Below are 17302 nucleotides of genomic sequence, written 5' to 3' on the forward strand. Positions count from 1 at the left end.
CGAAACGCACGGGGTTTTTGCGAATGGGAATGGATCCAATAACCGCTGCCTACCCCCTCTGCGTTCGGTCAATTCTGCTCGGCAAACGCCTGTTCTGCATCCCAGCCGCCGCCCAACGCAGCCACCAGTTGCACGCTGGCCACCAGGCGCCCTTGCAGCAGGTTCAGCACACTGCGCTCGTTGCTCAGCGCCGTGGTTTGCACGTTGACCACATCCAGATAGCCGATCAGCCCGGCACGGTACTGGTTTTCGGTCAGGCGCAACGACTCCCGGGCGGCGTCAAGCGCCTCTTGGCGCACCACGGCTTCATCGCCATACACCTTCAGTTGAACCAGCAGGTTTTCCACTTCCTTGAAGCCGTCCAGCACGGTCTGGCGGTACTGCGCCACCGTCTGGTCATACACGGCCACCGTGCGGTCGACCTCGGCGCTGCGTTTGCCGGCGTCGAACAGGGTCAGCGCCAACTGCGGGCCTACCGACCAGTAGCGGTTGGGCAACTCGATCCAGTTGCTGAAGCTGCTGCTGGAATAACCACCACTCATGCTCAGGCTGAGGTCCGGGAAGTAGGCTGCCCGCGACACCCCGATGTTGGCGTTGGCCGCCATCACGTTGCGTTCGGCCGCAGCGATGTCCGGACGCCGCTCCAGCAGCTGCGAAGGCAGCGAAACCGGTATTTGCGGCAACGCTGGAATCGCCTTGCTGTCGGCCAGGGCGAAGTCGGCAGGTGTCTTGCCCAGCAGCACGGCGATGGCGTTTTCGAACTGCGCACGCTGCCAGATCAGGTCAATCAGGTCAGCCTGGGTGCTTTTGAGCTGCGTACGGGCCTGGGCCACGGCATCCGGGCCGGCGACACCGGCGCGGTACTGGTTTTCGTTCATTCGCAGCGAGCGCTCATAAGCCGCCACGGTGGCTTCCAGCAAGCGCTTCTGCTCATCGATCACCCGCAATTGCAGGTAGTTCTGCACCAGCTCCGACTGTTGGCTCAAGCGGATCGACGCAAGGTCGGCGAAACTCGCTTCGGCACTGGCCTCGTTGGCATTCAGGGTTTCGCGCAGCTTGCCCCACAGGTCGATCTCCCAGCTCACGCCCAACTGCGCGTTGTAGGTGTTGCGAATGCCGCTGCTGTTATTGGACAGGCTGGAACTGGAGCTGCCGGTGCCCTGCGCCGAACGGTTCTTGCTGGCGCTCAGGTCCAGGCTGGGGAACAGCGCCGCACGGCTGCTGCGCACCAGCGCCTGGGCCTGGCGGTACTGGGCTTCTGATTGCGCCACGGTCTGGTTGCTGCGGTTAAGCTCTTCGACCAGCGCGTTGAGCCCGGCATCACCGTAGATTTCCCACCAGGCGCCACGGGCGATGGCGTCGGACGGCGAGGCCTGGGTCCAACCTTCGGCATGCTTGAACTGCGCCGCCGTGCTGTTCAGCTCGGGGCGGTGGTAGTCCGGGCTCAGGGTACAGGCACTGAGCAAGGCCACGCACAACCCGGCACCAAGCAGGCGCGAGCCACGGCCACGGGTCAGTGCCTGCAGGGCACGGTGAAGTGGGGTCTGGGCAAAAGTCATAGCGGGGTTTCCAGGGCGGCGTCGGTGCGCACGCCGCGCCAACGGTTGAAACGGTGGCGCAGGCGGTCCAGGTACAGGTAAACCACCGGCGTCGTATAAAGGGTGAGGATCTGGCTGAACACCAGGCCACCGATGATGGTCAGGCCCAGCGGCTGACGCATTTCTGCGCCTTCAGCCTGGCTCAGCAGCAACGGCAATGCGCCAAGGATCGCTGCCAGGGTGGTCATCAGGATCGGCCGCAGGCGCAGCAGGCAGGCCCGGCGGATCGACTCTTCCGGCGAAAAGCCCTGATGGCGCTCCAGCTGCAACGCCAGGTCGATCATCAGGATGGCATTCTTTTTCACCACCCCGATCAACAGGAACAGCCCCAGCAACGAGATCAGGCTGAACTCGCCACCGGTGACGTACAGCGCCAGCAAGGCACCGACGCCCGCCGAAGGCAGTGTCGAGAGAATGGTCAGCGGGTGAATGTAGCTTTCATACAGAATACCCAGCACCAGGTACACCAGCAGCAGTGCGCCAAGGATCATGAATGGCTGGCCCTGCTGGGTCTGGGCAAAGGCATCGGCAGTGCCGCCGAGCTTGGCAATCACCTCCTCGGGCAGGCCCAGTTTGGCCACCGCGCGCTCCAGTGCCGCCATGGCCTGGTCGGGGCTGTAGCCCTCGGCGACGTCGAAGGCGATGTCTTCCGAAGCGAACTGGCCTTCGTGGCTGACCCGGTCGTTGGCCAGGCTGTTCTCGTAGTGGGCGATGGTCGACAGCGGCACCCGGGCGCCGTCGGCTGTGATCACCTGCACTTGCTCCAGCGTGCTCGGGTCCCAGGCGTATTTGGGGTTGATCTCCAGTACCACCTGGTACTGGTTAAGGCTGTCGTAGATGGTGGAGATCTGCCGCTGGCTGTAGGCGTTGTTCAGTACTGCGGTGACCATGTCCATGTCGATGCCCAGGCGCTTGGCCTGGTCACGGTCGACCACCAGCGTCACCTGCTGGGTACCGGCACCATCGCGGGCGTCGATGGCGGTCAGCTCAGGCAGTGCACGCAGCGCCGCGACCACCTTGGGGAACCATTCGCGCAACGCCGCCAGGTCGCCGCTTTGCAGGGTATACAGGTACTGAGAAGAGGTCTGGTCACGCCCACCGCCACCCAGTTGCAGGTCCTGGTCGGCCATCAGGAACAGGCGCCCTCCGGGCACTTTAGGCAGCTCCTTGCGCAGGCGCTCGATCACCTTCTGCGCATCGATCTTGCGCTCGCTGATCGGTTTCAGGCGCACCAGCACAAAGGCGTTGTTGGTACCGCTGTTGCCACCGATGAAACCGGCGACGCTCTGGACTGCCGGGTCGGCCAACAAGGCGCGGCGGTAGATCTCCATCTTCGGCTGCATCACCGTGAACGACAGGCCGTCGTCCCCACGGATGAAGCCCATCAACTGGCCGGTATCCTGCTGGGGCATCAGCGTCTTGGGCACCACCACATACAGGGCGATGTTGATGCCGATGGTGGCCAGCAGGCTGAGCAGGGTCAGGCGCTTGTGGCGCAAGGCCCAGCCCAGGCTGCGGTCATAGGCAGCAACCATGCGCTGATGCAGCTTGTCGCTCCAGCGCTGCAGGCGTGTCTGCTCGGCCTGTTGCGGCTTGAGCCAGCGGGCGCAGAGCATCGGTGTAAGGGTGAGCGACACCACCAGCGAGACGATGATCGCCGCCGCCAGGGTGATGGAAAACTCCTGGAACAGGTTGCGCACGATGCCGCCCATGAACAGGATGGAGACGAACACCGCCACCAGCGACACGTTCATCGACAGCAAGGTGAAGCCCACTTCCTTGGCGCCCAGGAAGGCCGCCTTCATCGGCGGCTGGCCGTTCTCGATGTGCCTGGAGATGTTTTCCAGCACCACGATGGCATCGTCCACCACCAGCCCGGTGGCAAGGATCAGCGCCATCAGCGACAGGTTGTTGAGCGAGAAACCGCACACGTACATGACTGCGAACGTACCCACCAGCGATACCGGCACCGCCAGGCTGGGGATCAGCGAGGCGCGCAGGCTGCCGAGGAACAGGTAGACCACCAGGATCACCAGCACCACGGCGATCAGCAGGGTGTGCTCGGCCTCTTTGAGGGTGGCCTTGATCACGGGCGAGCGGTCCATGGCCACGTTCAGTTGCACGCTGGCGGGCAGCAACGACTGCAGTGCCGGAAGCTGCGCCTTGATCTGGTCGACCGTTTCGATGATGTTGGCGCCGCTCTGGCGGTTGACCACCAGCAACACCGCTGCCTGGTCGTTGAAGAAGCCGCTGTTGTAACGGTTTTCAACGCCGTCGGTGACAGTCGCCACGTCAGACAGGCGCAGAATGGTGCCGTTCTGCTGGCGAATCACCACCGGCTCGTAATCCTTGGCGCTTTCCAGCTGGTCGTTGGCCCGCACCTGCCAGTTGCGCTCGGTGTCCTCGACAAAGCCCATGGGCCGGCGCTGGTTGGCGTTGGACACGGCGGTGCGCACTTCGTCCAGCGACAGGTTGTACTGGTTGAGCAGTTGCGGCTCGACGGCAATGCGCACGGCCGGCAGCGAACTGCCGCCGATCTGCACCTCCCCTACCCCCGATACCTGAGCCAGGCTCTGTGAAAGGATGGTGTCGGCCAGGTCATACAGCTGGCCCTTCTGCAACACATCCGAGGTCAGCGACAGCACCATGATCGGCGCCTGCGACGGGTTGATCTTCTTGTAGGTGGGCATGCTACGCATGCCACTGGGCAACAGGTTGCGGGTAGCGTTGATCGCCGCTTGCACCTCACGGGCTGCGCCATCGATGTCACGGCCCATCTCGAAGCCGATGATTACCCGTGTCGACCCCTGGTTGGAGCTGCTGGTGAGCGTGGTGACGCCGGCGATGCTGCCCAGCTTGCGTTCCAGCGGTGTGGCCACGGTGGACGCCATGACCTCGGGGCTGGCACCAGAGAGGTTCGCCGACACCACGATCACCGGGAAGTCCATTTGCGGCAGTGGCGCCACCGGTAGCAAGCCAAAGCTGACCCCACCCAGCAGCATGATTGCCAGGCTCAGCAGCATGGTCGCCACCGGGCGACGGATGAAAGGCCCGGACAGGTTCATGCCTGGGCCTGCTTCACGTCAGTGGCCGGGCGCAGGCGGCGGGCCAGGCGATCGAAGTACAGGTAGATGACCGGGGTGGTGAACAGCGTCAGCACCTGGCTGACCAGCAACCCGCCGACCATCACCAGGCCCAGTGGCTGGCGCAGTTCGGCACCGGAACCGGTAGCAAGCATCAGCGGCACCGCACCAAACAGCGCGGCCAGGGTGGTCATCAGGATCGGCCGGAAGCGCAGCAGCGCCGCCTGGTAGATGGCATCGCGCGGGCTCATGCCCTGATGGCGCTCGGCCTCCAGGGCGAAGTCGATCATCATGATCGCGTTCTTCTTGACGATACCGATCAGCAGGATGATGCCGATGATGGCGATCATGCCCAGGTCGTTCCCGCTGATGAGCAAGGCCAGCAAGGCGCCGACCGCCGCCGACGGCAGGGTCGAGAGGATGGTGATCGGGTGGATGTAGCTCTCGTACAGCACCCCCAGCACGATGTACATGGTCACCACCGCCGCCAGAATCAGCAGCAAGGTGCTCGACAACGATGCCTGGAAGGCCTCGGCCGCACCCTGGAAGCGGGTTTGCACACCCAGCGGCATGCCGATGTCCTGCTGCACCTGCTCGATCACCTGCACGGCTTCGCCCAGCGACGCGCCGTGAGCCAGGTTGAACGACAAGGTCACTGCCGGGAACTGGCCGATGTGGGAAATAGCCAGCTGGGCTTGACGCTGCTCGATCCGCGCCAGCGCCGAAAGGCGCACCTGGCCGCCATCGGTGGCCTTGACGTGGATCGACTCCAGCGCCTGCGGGCCGATCGTTGCGGCGTCCTTGGACTGCAACACCACGCGGTACTGGCTGGCCTGAGTGTAGATGGTCGAGATCTGCCGCTGGCCGAAGGCGTCGTACAGGGCATTGGTGATCTGCGACACGCTGATCCCCAGGCGGCTGGCCATGTCCCGGTCGATGACCAGGTACACCTGCAAGCCCTTGTCCTGCAGGTCGCTGGCCACATCGGCCAGTTCCGGACGCTGCTGCAGCGCCTGCACCAGCTTGCCACTCCACTGCGCCAGCAGGTCGGCGTCCGGCGACGACAGGCTGAACTGGTACTGGGTCCGGCTGACCCGGTCCTCGATGCTCAGGTCTTGCACCGGCTGCATGAACAGGCGGATGCCCACCAGCCGGTCGACCTGCGGCTGCAGGCGGCTGATCACTTCGCTGGCGCTGACATCGCGCTCGCCGTGGGGCTTGAGGTTGATCAGCAGGCGACCACTGTTGAGCGTGGCGTTGTCGCCGTCTACGCCAATGTAGGACGACAGGCTTTGCACGGCCGGGTCTTGCAGGATGACCTTGCTCAGGGCCTGCTGACGTTCGCTCATGGCGGCGAACGAGGTGGACTGCGGCGCTTCGGAAATACCCTGGATCACCCCCGTGTCCTGCACCGGGAAGAAGCCCTTGGGCACGACCATGTACAGAAACACCGTGAGCACCAGGCTGGCCACCGCCACCAGCAAGGTCAGCGGCTGATGCTTGAGCACCCACTGCAGGGCACTGCCGTAGTGCTTGATCAGCCAGTCGATCCAGGCGCCACTGGCACGGTAGAAGCGGCCTTGTTCTTCTTCCTTGGGCTCGCGCTTGAGCAGACGCGCGCACATCATCGGTGTCAGGGTCAGGGACACCACCAGGGAAATCAGAATGGCCACTGCCAGCGTGATGGCGAACTGGCGGAACAGGCGACCGACCACGTCCGCCATGAACAGCAACGGGATCAGGACCGCAATCAGCGAGAAGGTCAGCGAAATCAGGGTGAAGCCAATCTGCCTGGCACCCTTGAGCGCCGCCTGCATGGGCGTCTCGCCCTCTTCGATATGCCGGGAGATGTTCTCCAGCATGACGATGGCATCATCGACCACAAAGCCGGTGGCGATGGTCAGGGCCATGAGTGTCAGGTTGTTGACCGAGAACCCGGCCAGGTACATGACCCCGAACGTCCCGATCAGCGACAGTGGCACGGCAATCGACGGAATGAGGGTGGCGCTGAAGCGGCGCAGGAAAACGAAGGTGACCATCACCACCAGAACGATGGCGATCAGCAGTTCGTGCTGCACGTCCTTGACCGCGGCACGAATGGTCTGGGTGCGGTCGGTCAGCACCGAGACATCGAGGCCGGCCGGCAGGTTGTCGGTGATCGACGGCAGCAGGCCCTTGATGCGGTCGACCACTTCGATCACGTTGGCGCCTGGCTGACGCTGGATGTTCAGCAGCACAGCATGGTTCTCGTTCGCCCAGGCGGCCAACCGCTCGTTCTCGGCGCCGTCGACGATTTCGGCCACATCTTTCAGGCGCAGCGGCGCACCGTTGTTGTAGGCCAGGATCAGGTTGGCGTATTCCTCGGGAGAGCGCAGCTGGTCGTTGGCATCAAGCATCGACACCCGCGTCGGGCCGTCGAAGTTGCCTTTGGGCTGGTTGACGTTGGAGGCACCGATCAGCGTGCGCACGTCATCCAGATTCAAGCCATTGGCCGCCAGGGCGTCGACGTTGACCTTGATGCGTACCGCCTGGCGCTGGCCACCGGCAATACTGACCATGCCCACGCCGCTGATTTGCGCCAGCTTTTGCGCCACGCGGGTATCGACCAGGTCGTTGAGCTTGGGCAGCGGCATGGTCTTGCTGGAGATGGCCAGGGTCAGCACCGGGGTGTCGGCCGGGTTGACCTTGTTGTACACCGGCGGTGCCGGCAGGTCACTGGGCAACAAGTTGCTGGCGGCGTTGATCGCGGCCTGCACCTGTTGCTCGGCAACGTCCATGTTCATGTCGAGGTTGAAACGCAAGGTCAGCACCGACGCGCCGCCAGAACTGGTCGAGGCCATCTGTTCCAGGCCCGGCATCTGGCCGAACTGGCGCTCCAGTGGCGCGGTGACAGCGCTGGTCATCACCTGCGGGCTGGCGCCGGGGTACAGGGTCATGACGCGAATGGTCGGGTAATCCACCTGCGGCAAGGCGGAAACCGGCAGCAACTTGTAGGCGATCAGGCCTGCCAGCACGATGGCCAGCATGCTCAGCGTGGTGGCGACCGGGCGCAGGATGAACAGGCGCGAGAGGTTCATGCGCCCGCCTTGCCTGCTGCGTTGCCAGGTTGTGCTTCATCTGTTTGCGCCGCGCCCTTGGCTTCCTGCCCTTGCAGGTGCTGGCCCGGGGTGGTCGGCACTTGCGAGCTGTCTTCGACCACTTCCACCTGGGTGCCTTCGCGCAGGCGGTCGGTGCCTTCCAGCACCAGGCGATCGCCGGCCTTCAAGCCGTCGAGAATGACGCTGTTCTCGCCATCGCTGGCGCCCACCTTGAGCTTGCGGACATTGACGGTGCTCTTCTCGTTGACCACATAGGCAAAGGTGCCATCGTTGCCAAACTGGATGGCCGCGGCCGGGGCCATGACCACCTGCTTGAGGGTGTCGGCCAGCAAGCGCACGTTGACGAACTGGTTGGGGAACAGGGCCAGGTCCTTGTTCTCGAAGCGGCCTTTGAACTTCAGCGTGCCGGTGGTGGTGTCGATCTGGTTGTCGATGCTGCCCAGCACACCGGTGGACTGCAGCTTGCTGTCACCGCGGTCCCAGGCCTCGACCGGCAGGCTGGCGCCACTGCGGTAGCGCTCCAGCACAGTGCTCAGTTCGGTTTCCGGCAGGGTGAAGGCGACGTTGATCGGCTCGGTTTGGGTGATGACCACCAGCGCGGTGGTGTCGTTGGCGGCCACCAGGTTGCCCAGATCGAGCTGGCGCAGGCCCACACGGCCACTGATCGGCGCACGGATCTGGGTGAAATCGAGGTTCAGGCGGGCGTCGTTGACCTGTGCCTGATTGGTCTTGACCAGCCCCTGGAACTGCGCAACCTGGGCTTGGGCAGTGTCCAGGGTTTGCTTGGCGATGCTGTCTTCGGCGTACAGGCCTTTATAGCGGGCCAGGTCGACCTGAGCATTCTTCAACTGCGCCTGGTTCTGCGCCAAGGTGCCTTCGGCCTGCTGCAGGGCGATGCGATAAGGGCGCGGGTCGATTTCGGCCAGCAGGTCGCCAGCCTTGACGCGCTGGCCTTCCTTGAAGTGGATGTTCACCAGTTCGCCAGCCACGCGGCTGCGCACATTGACCGTATTGGTCGCGGTGACCGTGCCCAAGGCTTTGTAGTAGAGGGGGAAGTCGCCTGTCCGCACCGGCACGACACGTACGGGTACCGGGTCACTGGAGCCGCCAAAACCTGGGCGGCCGCCGATCATGCCCATGCCCTTGCCACCGCGCATGCCACTGGCTTCTTTATGCGCAGGCGTCGCTGCGGGCCACAGCCACCAGGCCAGTGCAGCCACCAGCAGCAGGATCAGCAGGCCGACGAGCCAGCGACGAAGGGAACGGGAATTGGACGCTTGCATGGGTTGAACGAACCTTGTTCGGAATGACGACTTGGGGAGGATGAACGATAAGCACTGCCATCGTTTTAGCAAAGGGCCTTTACCAGAGGTTTACCTTTGCCTGACGTTGCCAAGCGGCGGAATTTTAAATGAAAACGGCCCGGAACGTGTTCCGGGCCGTTACAGGGTGTTGCTTGGAGCGGTGGCGGGCCTGAAGGTTCGGTTGCCTGGTCTGGCCCCTTCGCGGGTGAACCCGCTCCTACGGGGATGTCACAGCCGTTGAAACCCGTGCCGCACGTTGTAGGAGCGGGTTTACCCGCGAAGAGGCCATCACAGGCTACAGACGCCCGCCCTGCCCCACGCAATCCTTACTTCAGTACAGCCAGCGCCGCGTCGTAGTTCGGCTCGTCAGCAATTTCGCCAACCAGTTCGCTGTGCAGCACCTTGTCGTTCTCGTCCAGCACCACCACGGCGCGGGCGGCCAGGCCGGCCAGCGGGCCGTCGGCGATGGCTACGCCGTAGTTTTCGAGGAACTCGCGGCCACGCAGGGTCGACAGGTTCTTCACATTGTCCAGCCCTTCGGCGCCGCAGAAACGTGCCTGGGCGAACGGCAGGTCAGCCGAGATGCACAGCACCACGGTGTTGGCAACGTCGTTGGCCTGGGCGTTGAACTTGCGCACCGAGGTGGCGCAGGTTGGGGTATCGACGCTTGGGAAGATATTCAGCACCTTGCGCTTGCCGGCGTAGTCTTTCAGCGACTTGTCAGCCAGGCCTTCACCTACCAGGGAGAAAGCCGGAGCCTGGGCGCCGGCCTGTGGCAGGTTACCGTTGACCTGGACCGGGTTGCCTTTGAGAGTCACTTGAGCCATGACGAAATCCTTATGCGGGGTTTGAAAAGGACACTGAGTTAAGCATGAAGGCAGCCGGGTGCCTATGGGGGCAGGTGAAATTGTTCCATTGCCGGACGATTTTTGTGGACAAAAAATGCCGATAGCCGCGGTTACGGCCAGTTGCCTCACCGTTGCCGAACGCCCATCCCGGCCTCTCCCTACAATTCCTACACCTCTATCGGAAGTTTCGCTACCAAGCTCACCTTGTACATCTTTAGCGTACTGATTTACTGGATGACGAAAGCTATTTCTTGCAGTTCCAATCGAGGAGTTAATGGCATGAACCGCCCCGCGGGTTCGCTTCGGCGCCACCTGTGCTCGACGCTGCTGATTTTGTTATGTCTGCTGGGTGTGTTTCCTCTGGACGTAATCCTCCCATCATTCCCTGCGCTCTCAGATGAGTTTCGGGTCGACACAAAACAGATTGCGTACTCAGTGAGCTTTTTTGCTGTGGGTGTGGCCATGGCGCAAATCGTGGTCGGCCCACTGTCGGATGGCATCGGGCGCAAGCGTTTGTTGCTCGCTGGGTTGAGCGTATCCATTGTGGGAGCGCTCGGTTGCGTATTTTCAACCCACTATGAAACGTTCATGGCCTTTCGCTTGGTGCAGGCCCTGGGTTGCGGCAGCCTCGTGCTAGGCCAGGCGCTTGTGCAGGACCTCTACAGCGGTACACAACGCAATGCCATGCGCATCCTGTTAACAAGCGCGAGCGGGTTGTTCATCTCCCTGTCACCGCTGGCAGGTGCTTTTCTTCAACAGGCTTTTGGCTGGAAGGCAAGCTTTACGGTATTCGTGATCATCGCTGCAATCGTTTCACTTTTATCGTGTGTGCTGCTCCATGACACACCTGCGTCGCGCGACCGGGCGCCAAGCATGTCCAGTTATCGGGCGATGCTGCGAGACACGGACTATCTCGCGCATTCCATGCTCTCCAGCCTCGCCTTTGCCTGCCATTTTTCCTTTATCGTCATAGCGCCCTTGCTGCTGATGGGCAGGCTGGAGCTGACGGCCTATCAATTCTCTCTGGTCTTTATCGGCTATGGGTTGGCATACATCGTCGGCGGCATGGCTGCGACCTACCTGAACAGTCGCGTAAGCCCGCAAGCTCAAATAAAAGCAGGCTTGCTGCTTATAAGTACTGCGGGCATCACCCTTTTGATTTGGGAATGGGTGGCAGGGTTATCTGTGCTGGGGGTTCTACTGCCGATGATTGTCTGTACCACCGGGACAACCCTGGTACGCCCCGCCGCAACGACCCAGGCTTTGGCGCGCTATCCGCGTCAGGCAGGTGCGGCAGCGTCGCTCAACACGACGTTGCTGTTCGCCGGTGCCGGTTTGACGAGCAGTGTGGTCGCAGGTTTGGAAAGCGAGCTACCGGCAGGCTTGGGCGTGCTGTTCGTGGTGGCCAGCCTGTGCGGAGGGTGGCTGCTTGCATGCACCAAGGACGATGGAATGCAACGCTGCTGAAACCTTGATCAGGCAAAAAAATGCCCGGGTGGCGACAAGCGACCCGGGCATTCTTGAATGAAACGGGTGAATCAGCTTACAAGGCCGTACACCACCGAAGTCAGCGCAACCAGGCCGACCACAACGACGAACACATTGGAGGCCGCACCGCTGTACTTGCGCATCGATGGCACACGGCGAATGGCGTACATCGGCATCAGGAACAACAGCACCGCGAGAATCGGGCCGCCGAGCGACTCGATCATGCCGAGAATGCTTGGGTTGAGGGTGGCAACGATCCAGCACACCACCAGCATCAGTGCGGCAACCACGCGGTCCAGGGCCTTGGCGCCTGGGCGCGCACCGGTCTTGGCGATGATGCCCTTCAGGCCTTCGCTGGCACCGATGTAGTGGCCGAGGAACGACTTGGCGATGGCCACGAAGGCGATCAACGGCGCAGCGAACGCGATGGTCGGGTTGCTGAAGTGGTTGGCCAGGTACGACAGGATCGACAGGTTCTGCGCCTTGGCTTCGGCCAACTGGGCGCTGCTCAGGGTGAGCACGCAGCTGAACACGAAGAACAGCACCATCACCACCATCAGCAGGTGGGCACGACGCAGGATCTGGCCGCTGCGCTCGTCGGCGTGCGCGCCGTAACGGCGCTTCTGGTCGACGGCAAAGGCCGAGATGATCGGCGAATGGTTGAACGAGAACACCATTACCGGAATGGCCAGCCACAGGGTGTGCAGGAAGGCCGAGGCCGGCGGCACCTCTGTGGCGCTGTCGAGAATGCCACCGGTCCAGTGCGGCACCAGGTACAGGCCCAGCAACGCCAGCGCAACGATGAACGGGTAGACCAGCAGGCTCATGACCTTGACCGTGGCCTGCTCCCCGCAGCGCACGATGGCCAGCAGGCCGAGGATCAGCACGAATGACAGGATTGCCCGAGGCGGCGGCTGCATGTGCAGCTGGTGTTCCATGAAGCTGGACACGGTGTTGGTCAGCGCCACGCTGTAGATAAGCAGGATCGGGAAGATGGCGAAGAAGTACAGCACGGTGATCGAGGCACCGGCGGTGATGCCGAAATGCTCCTTGACCACTTCGGTGATGTCGCTGCCATCGCGCCCGGAAAGGACGAAACGGGTCAGCCCGCGATGGGCGAAATAGGTCATCGGGAAGGCCAGCACGGCCAGGATCAACAGCGGCCAGAAGCCGCCAAGGCCGGCGTTGATCGGCAGGAACAGTGTCCCGGCGCCGATGGCTGTGCCGAACAGGCCCAGCATCCAGGTGGTGTCGTGACGCGCCCATGTGCCGAGGGCGGCGGGGGTCGATTCTGCAAAGCGTTGTTCAACGCTTGGGGCCTGCTCATTCATTCCGGGTGAAGCTCCACTCGCAAGACTGCAACAGGCTGAGAATGGCGAAATAGACGTTTCGCCCAACTCAACCGGAAAAGAGGGGCGCGATTGTGCACGGAAAGGTTGCACTTGCGAAGCCCTTTTCCGAGGAGCGGTTGCACTTGTCTTTACAAGTGGAAGGCATTGCGGGTGTCGTTCGGTGGAATGTCGCGGCCTGGGGGCCTGTGGGAGCGGCCTGTGGGAGCGGCCTTGCGTCGCGATAGGGCCGCAAAGCGGCCCCAGCAATGTCAGCGGCAAAGCTGCAANGGCCGCTCCCACAAAGTCCAACCGCGCCCCACAGGAGGGGCCGCAGCTGGCCCCTTGGCGAGTTACTTCTGAACGGCAGCGAACGCTTCGGCAACCCGTTGCAGGTTGGCCGGGCGCAGGCCGGACATGCACACACGGCCGCTGTCGATCAGATACACGCCAAACTCGTCACGCAGGCGACGGACCTGCTCGACGCTGAAGCCGGTGTAGCTGAACATGCCGCGCTGGCGTAGGAAGAACTGGAAGTCCTGGCCCGGCAGCAGCACGGCCAGGGCATCGACCAACGCCTGGCGCATGTCGAGGATACGCTTGCGCATCACTTCGACTTCTTCGGCCCACTGGGCATTCAGGCCAGCATCGCTCAGTACGCCGGCAACCAGCTGGGCGCCGAAGTTGGGCGGGCTGGAGTAGTTGCGGCGCACGGTGGCCTTCAGCTGGCCAAGCACGCTCTGGGCAGTGGCCTCGTCATCGCACACCACCGACAGGCCGCCCACCCGCTCGCCATACAGCGAGAAGATTTTCGAGAAGGAGTTGCTGACCAGGCACGGCACGCCGGCACGGGCCATTTCGCGGATAGCGTAGGCGTCTTCTACCAAGCCTTCGGCGAAGCCTTGATAAGCGATGTCGAGGAACGGGATCAGCTGGCGCGCCTTGACCACTTCGACCACTTGTTGCCACTGGTGCTGCTGCAGATCGGCACCGGTAGGGTTGTGGCAGCACGGGTGCAGCAGCACCACGCTGTTGGCCGGCAGGCTCTGCAAGGTGGCCAGCATGCCGTCGAAGTCCACGCCACGGGTGGCCTGGTCGAAGTACGGGTAGGTGTGCACCTTGAAGCCTGCACCTTCGAAGATGGCGCGGTGGTTGTCCCAGGTCGGGTTGCTGACCCAGATTTCGGACTGCGGGAAGTAGCGCTTGAGGAAGTCGGCACCGACCTTCAGGGCGCCGGAGCCACCCACGGTCTGTACGGTGGCCACCCGGCCGCCGGTCACGGCCGGGTGATCAGCACCGAACAGCAGCGCCTGGATGGCTTGGCGGTAGCTGGCCAGGCCTTCCATCGGCAGGTACAGGGAGGCTTCGTGGTCCTGACCGGCAATGCGTTTTTCCACCGCATCCACCGCCGCCAGTTGCGGCACCACGCCGGCCTCATCGTAGTACAGGCCAATACTCAGGTTGACCTTGTCGGCGCGCGGGTCGGCCTTGAAGGTTTCCATCAACGAGAGGATCGGGTCGCCGGCATAGGCATCGACATGTTTGAACACAGCGTGCAGCTCCTTGGATCAGGACGGTACGGAAAGTCAGTGTTGAGCATACCCGCAGAGCGGGCTCAGGAACATCCACTATTGTGCAAGGTTGTCTATGCAACATTGCATGACCGGGGATGAGGGCTGGATTCTTCGCGGGTAAACCCGCGAAGGGGCCAGATCAGCCAAGCAGCTCCTTCAGGCCTTGCAACTCCTGCTCGGTCACCGCCACGCCCTGCTCCTCGGCCACCTCGCGCTCACGGTAGCGCCGCTCGCCCGGCATGCGCGTCAGCCCCACCGCCTGCATGTGCTCCACCAGCTCGCGGCTGCGCTGGGCAAAGCGCTGGCCTTCGGCCTTGCCCGGGTCGATAACGATGATCAACTGCCCGGTCCACGGCGTTTTCGCGCCCGGATGCCCGGACCAATCAAACTCCCAGGAGAAATGACCGCCGGTCAGCGCCGCCGCCAGCAGCTCGACCATCATCGACAACGCCGAGCCCTTGTGCCCGCCGAATGGCAGCAAGGCCCCGCCTTCCAGAATCGCCTTCGGGTCGGTGGTCGGCTGGCCATCGGCATCCACCCCCATGCCCTCCGGCAATGGCTGGCCGGCGCGCGCGGCAATCTGCACATCGCCATGGGCCATGGCACTGGTGGCCATGTCGAAAACGATCGGGTCATGCTCGGCGCAAGGCGCAGCAAAAGCGATGGGGTTGGTACCGAACAGCGGCTTGCGTGCACCATGCGGCACCACGCAGGTCATGCTGTTGACCACGCTGAGGGCTACCAGGCCCTCTTCGGCGAACGGCTCGACATCCGGCCATAGCGCGGCGAAGTGGTGCGAGTTGTGGATCGCCAGCACGGCAATGCCTGCGCTGCGCGCCTTCGCCACCAACAGCTCACGGGCGGCCGCCAGTGCCGGCTGGGCAAAACCACCCGCAGCATCGACACGCACATAGCCGGCGGCCACGTCGCTGACCTGTGGCGTGGCCTGGCCATCGACCCAGCCGCTGGCCAAGGTCGAGACATAACCGGGCATGCGGAACACCCCATGGCTATGGGCGCCATCACGCTGGGCGCTGGCGCAGTTGTGGGCCAGCACCCGGGCCACGGCCTCGCTGCACCCATGGCGCTGGAAAATGGCCTGCAACAGGCTTTGCAGCTCGGTAAAAGGCACGCGCACAACGGTGCTGGTGGAAGGTGCGGACATCTGAAGCTCCTTGTTGATTTTGGAATGGCTACAGCGTTGCAACGACAAAAACTTTCCTTCATGTGACAGCAATCTGTCAAATGTTGACTTGATGACAGAAAACATTCATTTTCTTCCCAAGCCTCACCCCTGGAGCCGCAGCATGAGCCAACTGATCAAGCAACGCCTGGAAAACAGCCTCGAAGGGGCCGCTGCCTCGGGTCGCAAGATCGCCACCTACATGCTTGCCAACCTGCACGAACTGCCGTTCCAGACCTCGGCCAGCATTGCCGCCAAGCTGGGCGTCAGCGAATCCAGCGTCGGGCGCTACTGTCGCTCACTGGGTTATGCCCACCTCAAGGCGCTTAAGCAAGACCTGCAGAACGATCTGGGCGATGGCCCGTGGCTGGTAGGTGATCGTCTGCAAGATTACCGCCAGAACCAGGACGCCAGCGACAACGCCGGCAGCCTGGAGCTGGAAATCGCCGCCCTGGTGCGCGTACACGAATACCGCCAGAGCCCCGCCTGGCACAACGTGGCGCAACGCCTGGCCAGCAAGCCACGGGTGTTCATCGCCGGCTTCCAGACCGAGCGCGGCATCGCCATGTGCATGAGCCACCTGCTGCAATACCTGCGCGATGGCGTGCAACTGGTGGACATCAGCGCCGGGCACTTCGGCGAAGTGCTGCTGGGCCGCGCCGAAGACAGCGCCCTGGTGGTGTTCGAGGCGCGCCGTTATTCCCGCCATGCCCTGATGCTGTGCCAAAAGGCGCGCGAGGCTGGCATTGCGGTCACCCTGGTGACCGACACCTTCTGTGACTGGGCGGATGCCAATGCCGACGAGGTGTTCCGCATCCCCACCGAATTCAACCTGTTCTGGGAATCCACCTCGACGATGCTGTCGTGGGTGCATCTGATGGTCAACGAGGTCTGCAAGAAGCTCGGACCGGATGTTGAAAAACGCTTGGAAGCAACTGCCGCTCTACATAACGAATTCGTCGGCTACACCTCGTGGTCGACGGGCAAACAACAATAGCAAGAGTGCAATGAGGTGCGAGATGAACAAGTCCATGGCCTTGCTGGGTGCGTGCGCCCTGCTGCTGGCGGGTGCCGCCAGCGCTGAAACCCTGCGGTTCGCCACCGAGGGTGCCTACCCGCCCTTCAACTATGTAGACGCCGATAACAAGCTGCACGGCTTCGATGTCGACATCACCCACGCCCTGTGCGAACAGATGAAAGTCGAATGCACGCTGGTGGCGCAGGACTGGGAAGGCATCATCCCCGCCCTGATGGCGCGCAAGTATGACGCGGTGGTGGCATCGATGATCGACACCGAAGAGCGACGCAAGAAGATCGCGTTCACCGACCACTACTACCGCACGCCCCTGACCGTGGCGGTTGCCAAGGACAGCAAGATCGACAGCGCCCAGACCGACTTTGTCGGCTACACCGTCGGTGCGCAGTCTTCCTCTACCCAGGCCATCTACGCCGAAGACGTGTACGGCAAGGCCGGTGCCGACGTGAAACTGTACCCGACCATGGACGAAGCCAACGCAGACCTGGCGTCCGGCCGCCTGGACGGCGTGATTGCCGACAAATTCCCGCTGCACGAGTGGATGAACAAGAACGGCGGGGATTGCTGCAAGATCCTTGGCGACGTGGCCGACACCAAGGCCGATGCCGCGATCGCTGTGCGCAAGGACGACGAAGCCCTGCGCCAGCGCCTGAATACCGCGCTGCAACAGATCGTGGCCAACGGCACTTACCAGAAGATCGCCAGCAAGTACTTTGCTTTCGATATCTACAACTGATCTTCAGGAAGTTGTGCGACCACCTT

General features: G+C 62.8%; 11 protein-coding genes. 3 read left to right on the plus strand and 8 right to left on the minus strand.

Translation table 11 applies throughout. From position 1 onward, the window contains the following. Positions 1-68 precede the first annotated feature (68 nt). The 5 genes from ACTJJN_RS16940 to tpx form a co-directional block, all read right to left on the minus strand. A complete protein-coding gene (locus ACTJJN_RS16940) occupies positions 69-1559 on the minus strand; it encodes an efflux transporter outer membrane subunit (protein ID WP_012052084.1) in 1491 nt (496 codons plus the stop codon). Continuing rightward, a complete protein-coding gene (locus ACTJJN_RS16945) occupies positions 1556-4663 on the minus strand; it encodes an efflux RND transporter permease subunit (RefSeq protein ID WP_173880710.1) in 3108 nt (1035 codons plus the stop codon). The genes ACTJJN_RS16940 and ACTJJN_RS16945 overlap by 4 nt, the downstream gene beginning before the upstream one ends. Beyond that, positions 4660-7758, minus strand: coding sequence for an MdtB/MuxB family multidrug efflux RND transporter permease subunit (locus ACTJJN_RS16950; protein ID WP_440781442.1), 3099 nt, complete (start codon positions 7756-7758; stop codon positions 4660-4662). The genes ACTJJN_RS16945 and ACTJJN_RS16950 overlap by 4 nt, the downstream gene beginning before the upstream one ends. Next, entirely contained in the window at positions 7755-9062 is a 1308-nt protein-coding gene (locus tag ACTJJN_RS16955) for an MdtA/MuxA family multidrug efflux RND transporter periplasmic adaptor subunit (protein WP_440781443.1), read from the minus strand. The genes ACTJJN_RS16950 and ACTJJN_RS16955 overlap by 4 nt, the downstream gene beginning before the upstream one ends. A 347-nt stretch (positions 9063-9409) precedes the next feature. Then, positions 9410-9910, minus strand: coding sequence for a thiol peroxidase (tpx, locus tag ACTJJN_RS16960; protein WP_012052082.1), 501 nt, complete (start codon positions 9908-9910; stop codon positions 9410-9412). A gap of 300 nt (positions 9911-10210) precedes the next feature. Between tpx and ACTJJN_RS16965 the strand changes: the two genes are divergently transcribed. Further along, positions 10211-11398, plus strand: a complete 1188-nt coding sequence (locus ACTJJN_RS16965; RefSeq protein ID WP_017148288.1) for a Bcr/CflA family efflux MFS transporter — start codon at positions 10211-10213, stop codon at positions 11396-11398. 71 nt (positions 11399-11469) lie between these two features. On the opposite strand, the gene ACTJJN_RS16970 is transcribed toward ACTJJN_RS16965, so the two are convergent. From ACTJJN_RS16970 to ACTJJN_RS16980, 3 genes are all read right to left on the minus strand, one after another. Then, on the minus strand, positions 11470-12750 hold the full coding sequence (locus ACTJJN_RS16970; protein WP_003247731.1) for a serine/threonine transporter: 1281 nt from the start codon (positions 12748-12750) through the stop codon (positions 11470-11472). A gap of 350 nt (positions 12751-13100) precedes the next feature. Further along, positions 13101-14297 carry an amino acid aminotransferase gene (locus ACTJJN_RS16975; RefSeq protein WP_440781444.1) on the minus strand — a complete coding sequence of 399 codons (1197 nt, stop codon included), beginning with the start codon at positions 14295-14297 and terminating at the stop codon, positions 13101-13103. Positions 14298-14460: 163 nt separating this feature from the next. Next, positions 14461-15486 (minus strand): Ldh family oxidoreductase, encoded by a 1026-nt coding sequence (locus tag ACTJJN_RS16980; protein WP_012052079.1) that lies wholly within the window; start codon positions 15484-15486, stop codon positions 14461-14463. Positions 15487-15628: 142 nt separating this feature from the next. On the opposite strand from ACTJJN_RS16980, the gene ACTJJN_RS16985 reads away from it, so the two are divergent. Further along, positions 15629-16501 (plus strand): MurR/RpiR family transcriptional regulator, encoded by an 873-nt coding sequence (locus ACTJJN_RS16985; protein ID WP_012052078.1) that lies wholly within the window; start codon positions 15629-15631, stop codon positions 16499-16501. A 22-nt stretch (positions 16502-16523) separates the two neighbouring features. Beyond that, positions 16524-17276, plus strand: a complete 753-nt coding sequence (locus ACTJJN_RS16990) for a transporter substrate-binding domain-containing protein (RefSeq protein ID WP_440781445.1) — start codon at positions 16524-16526, stop codon at positions 17274-17276. The last annotated feature ends 26 nt before the right edge of the window (positions 17277-17302 follow it).

This window comes from Pseudomonas sp. 22515 (assembly GCF_052044625.1).
Classification (GTDB): domain Bacteria; phylum Pseudomonadota; class Gammaproteobacteria; order Pseudomonadales; family Pseudomonadaceae; genus Aquipseudomonas; species Aquipseudomonas alloputida.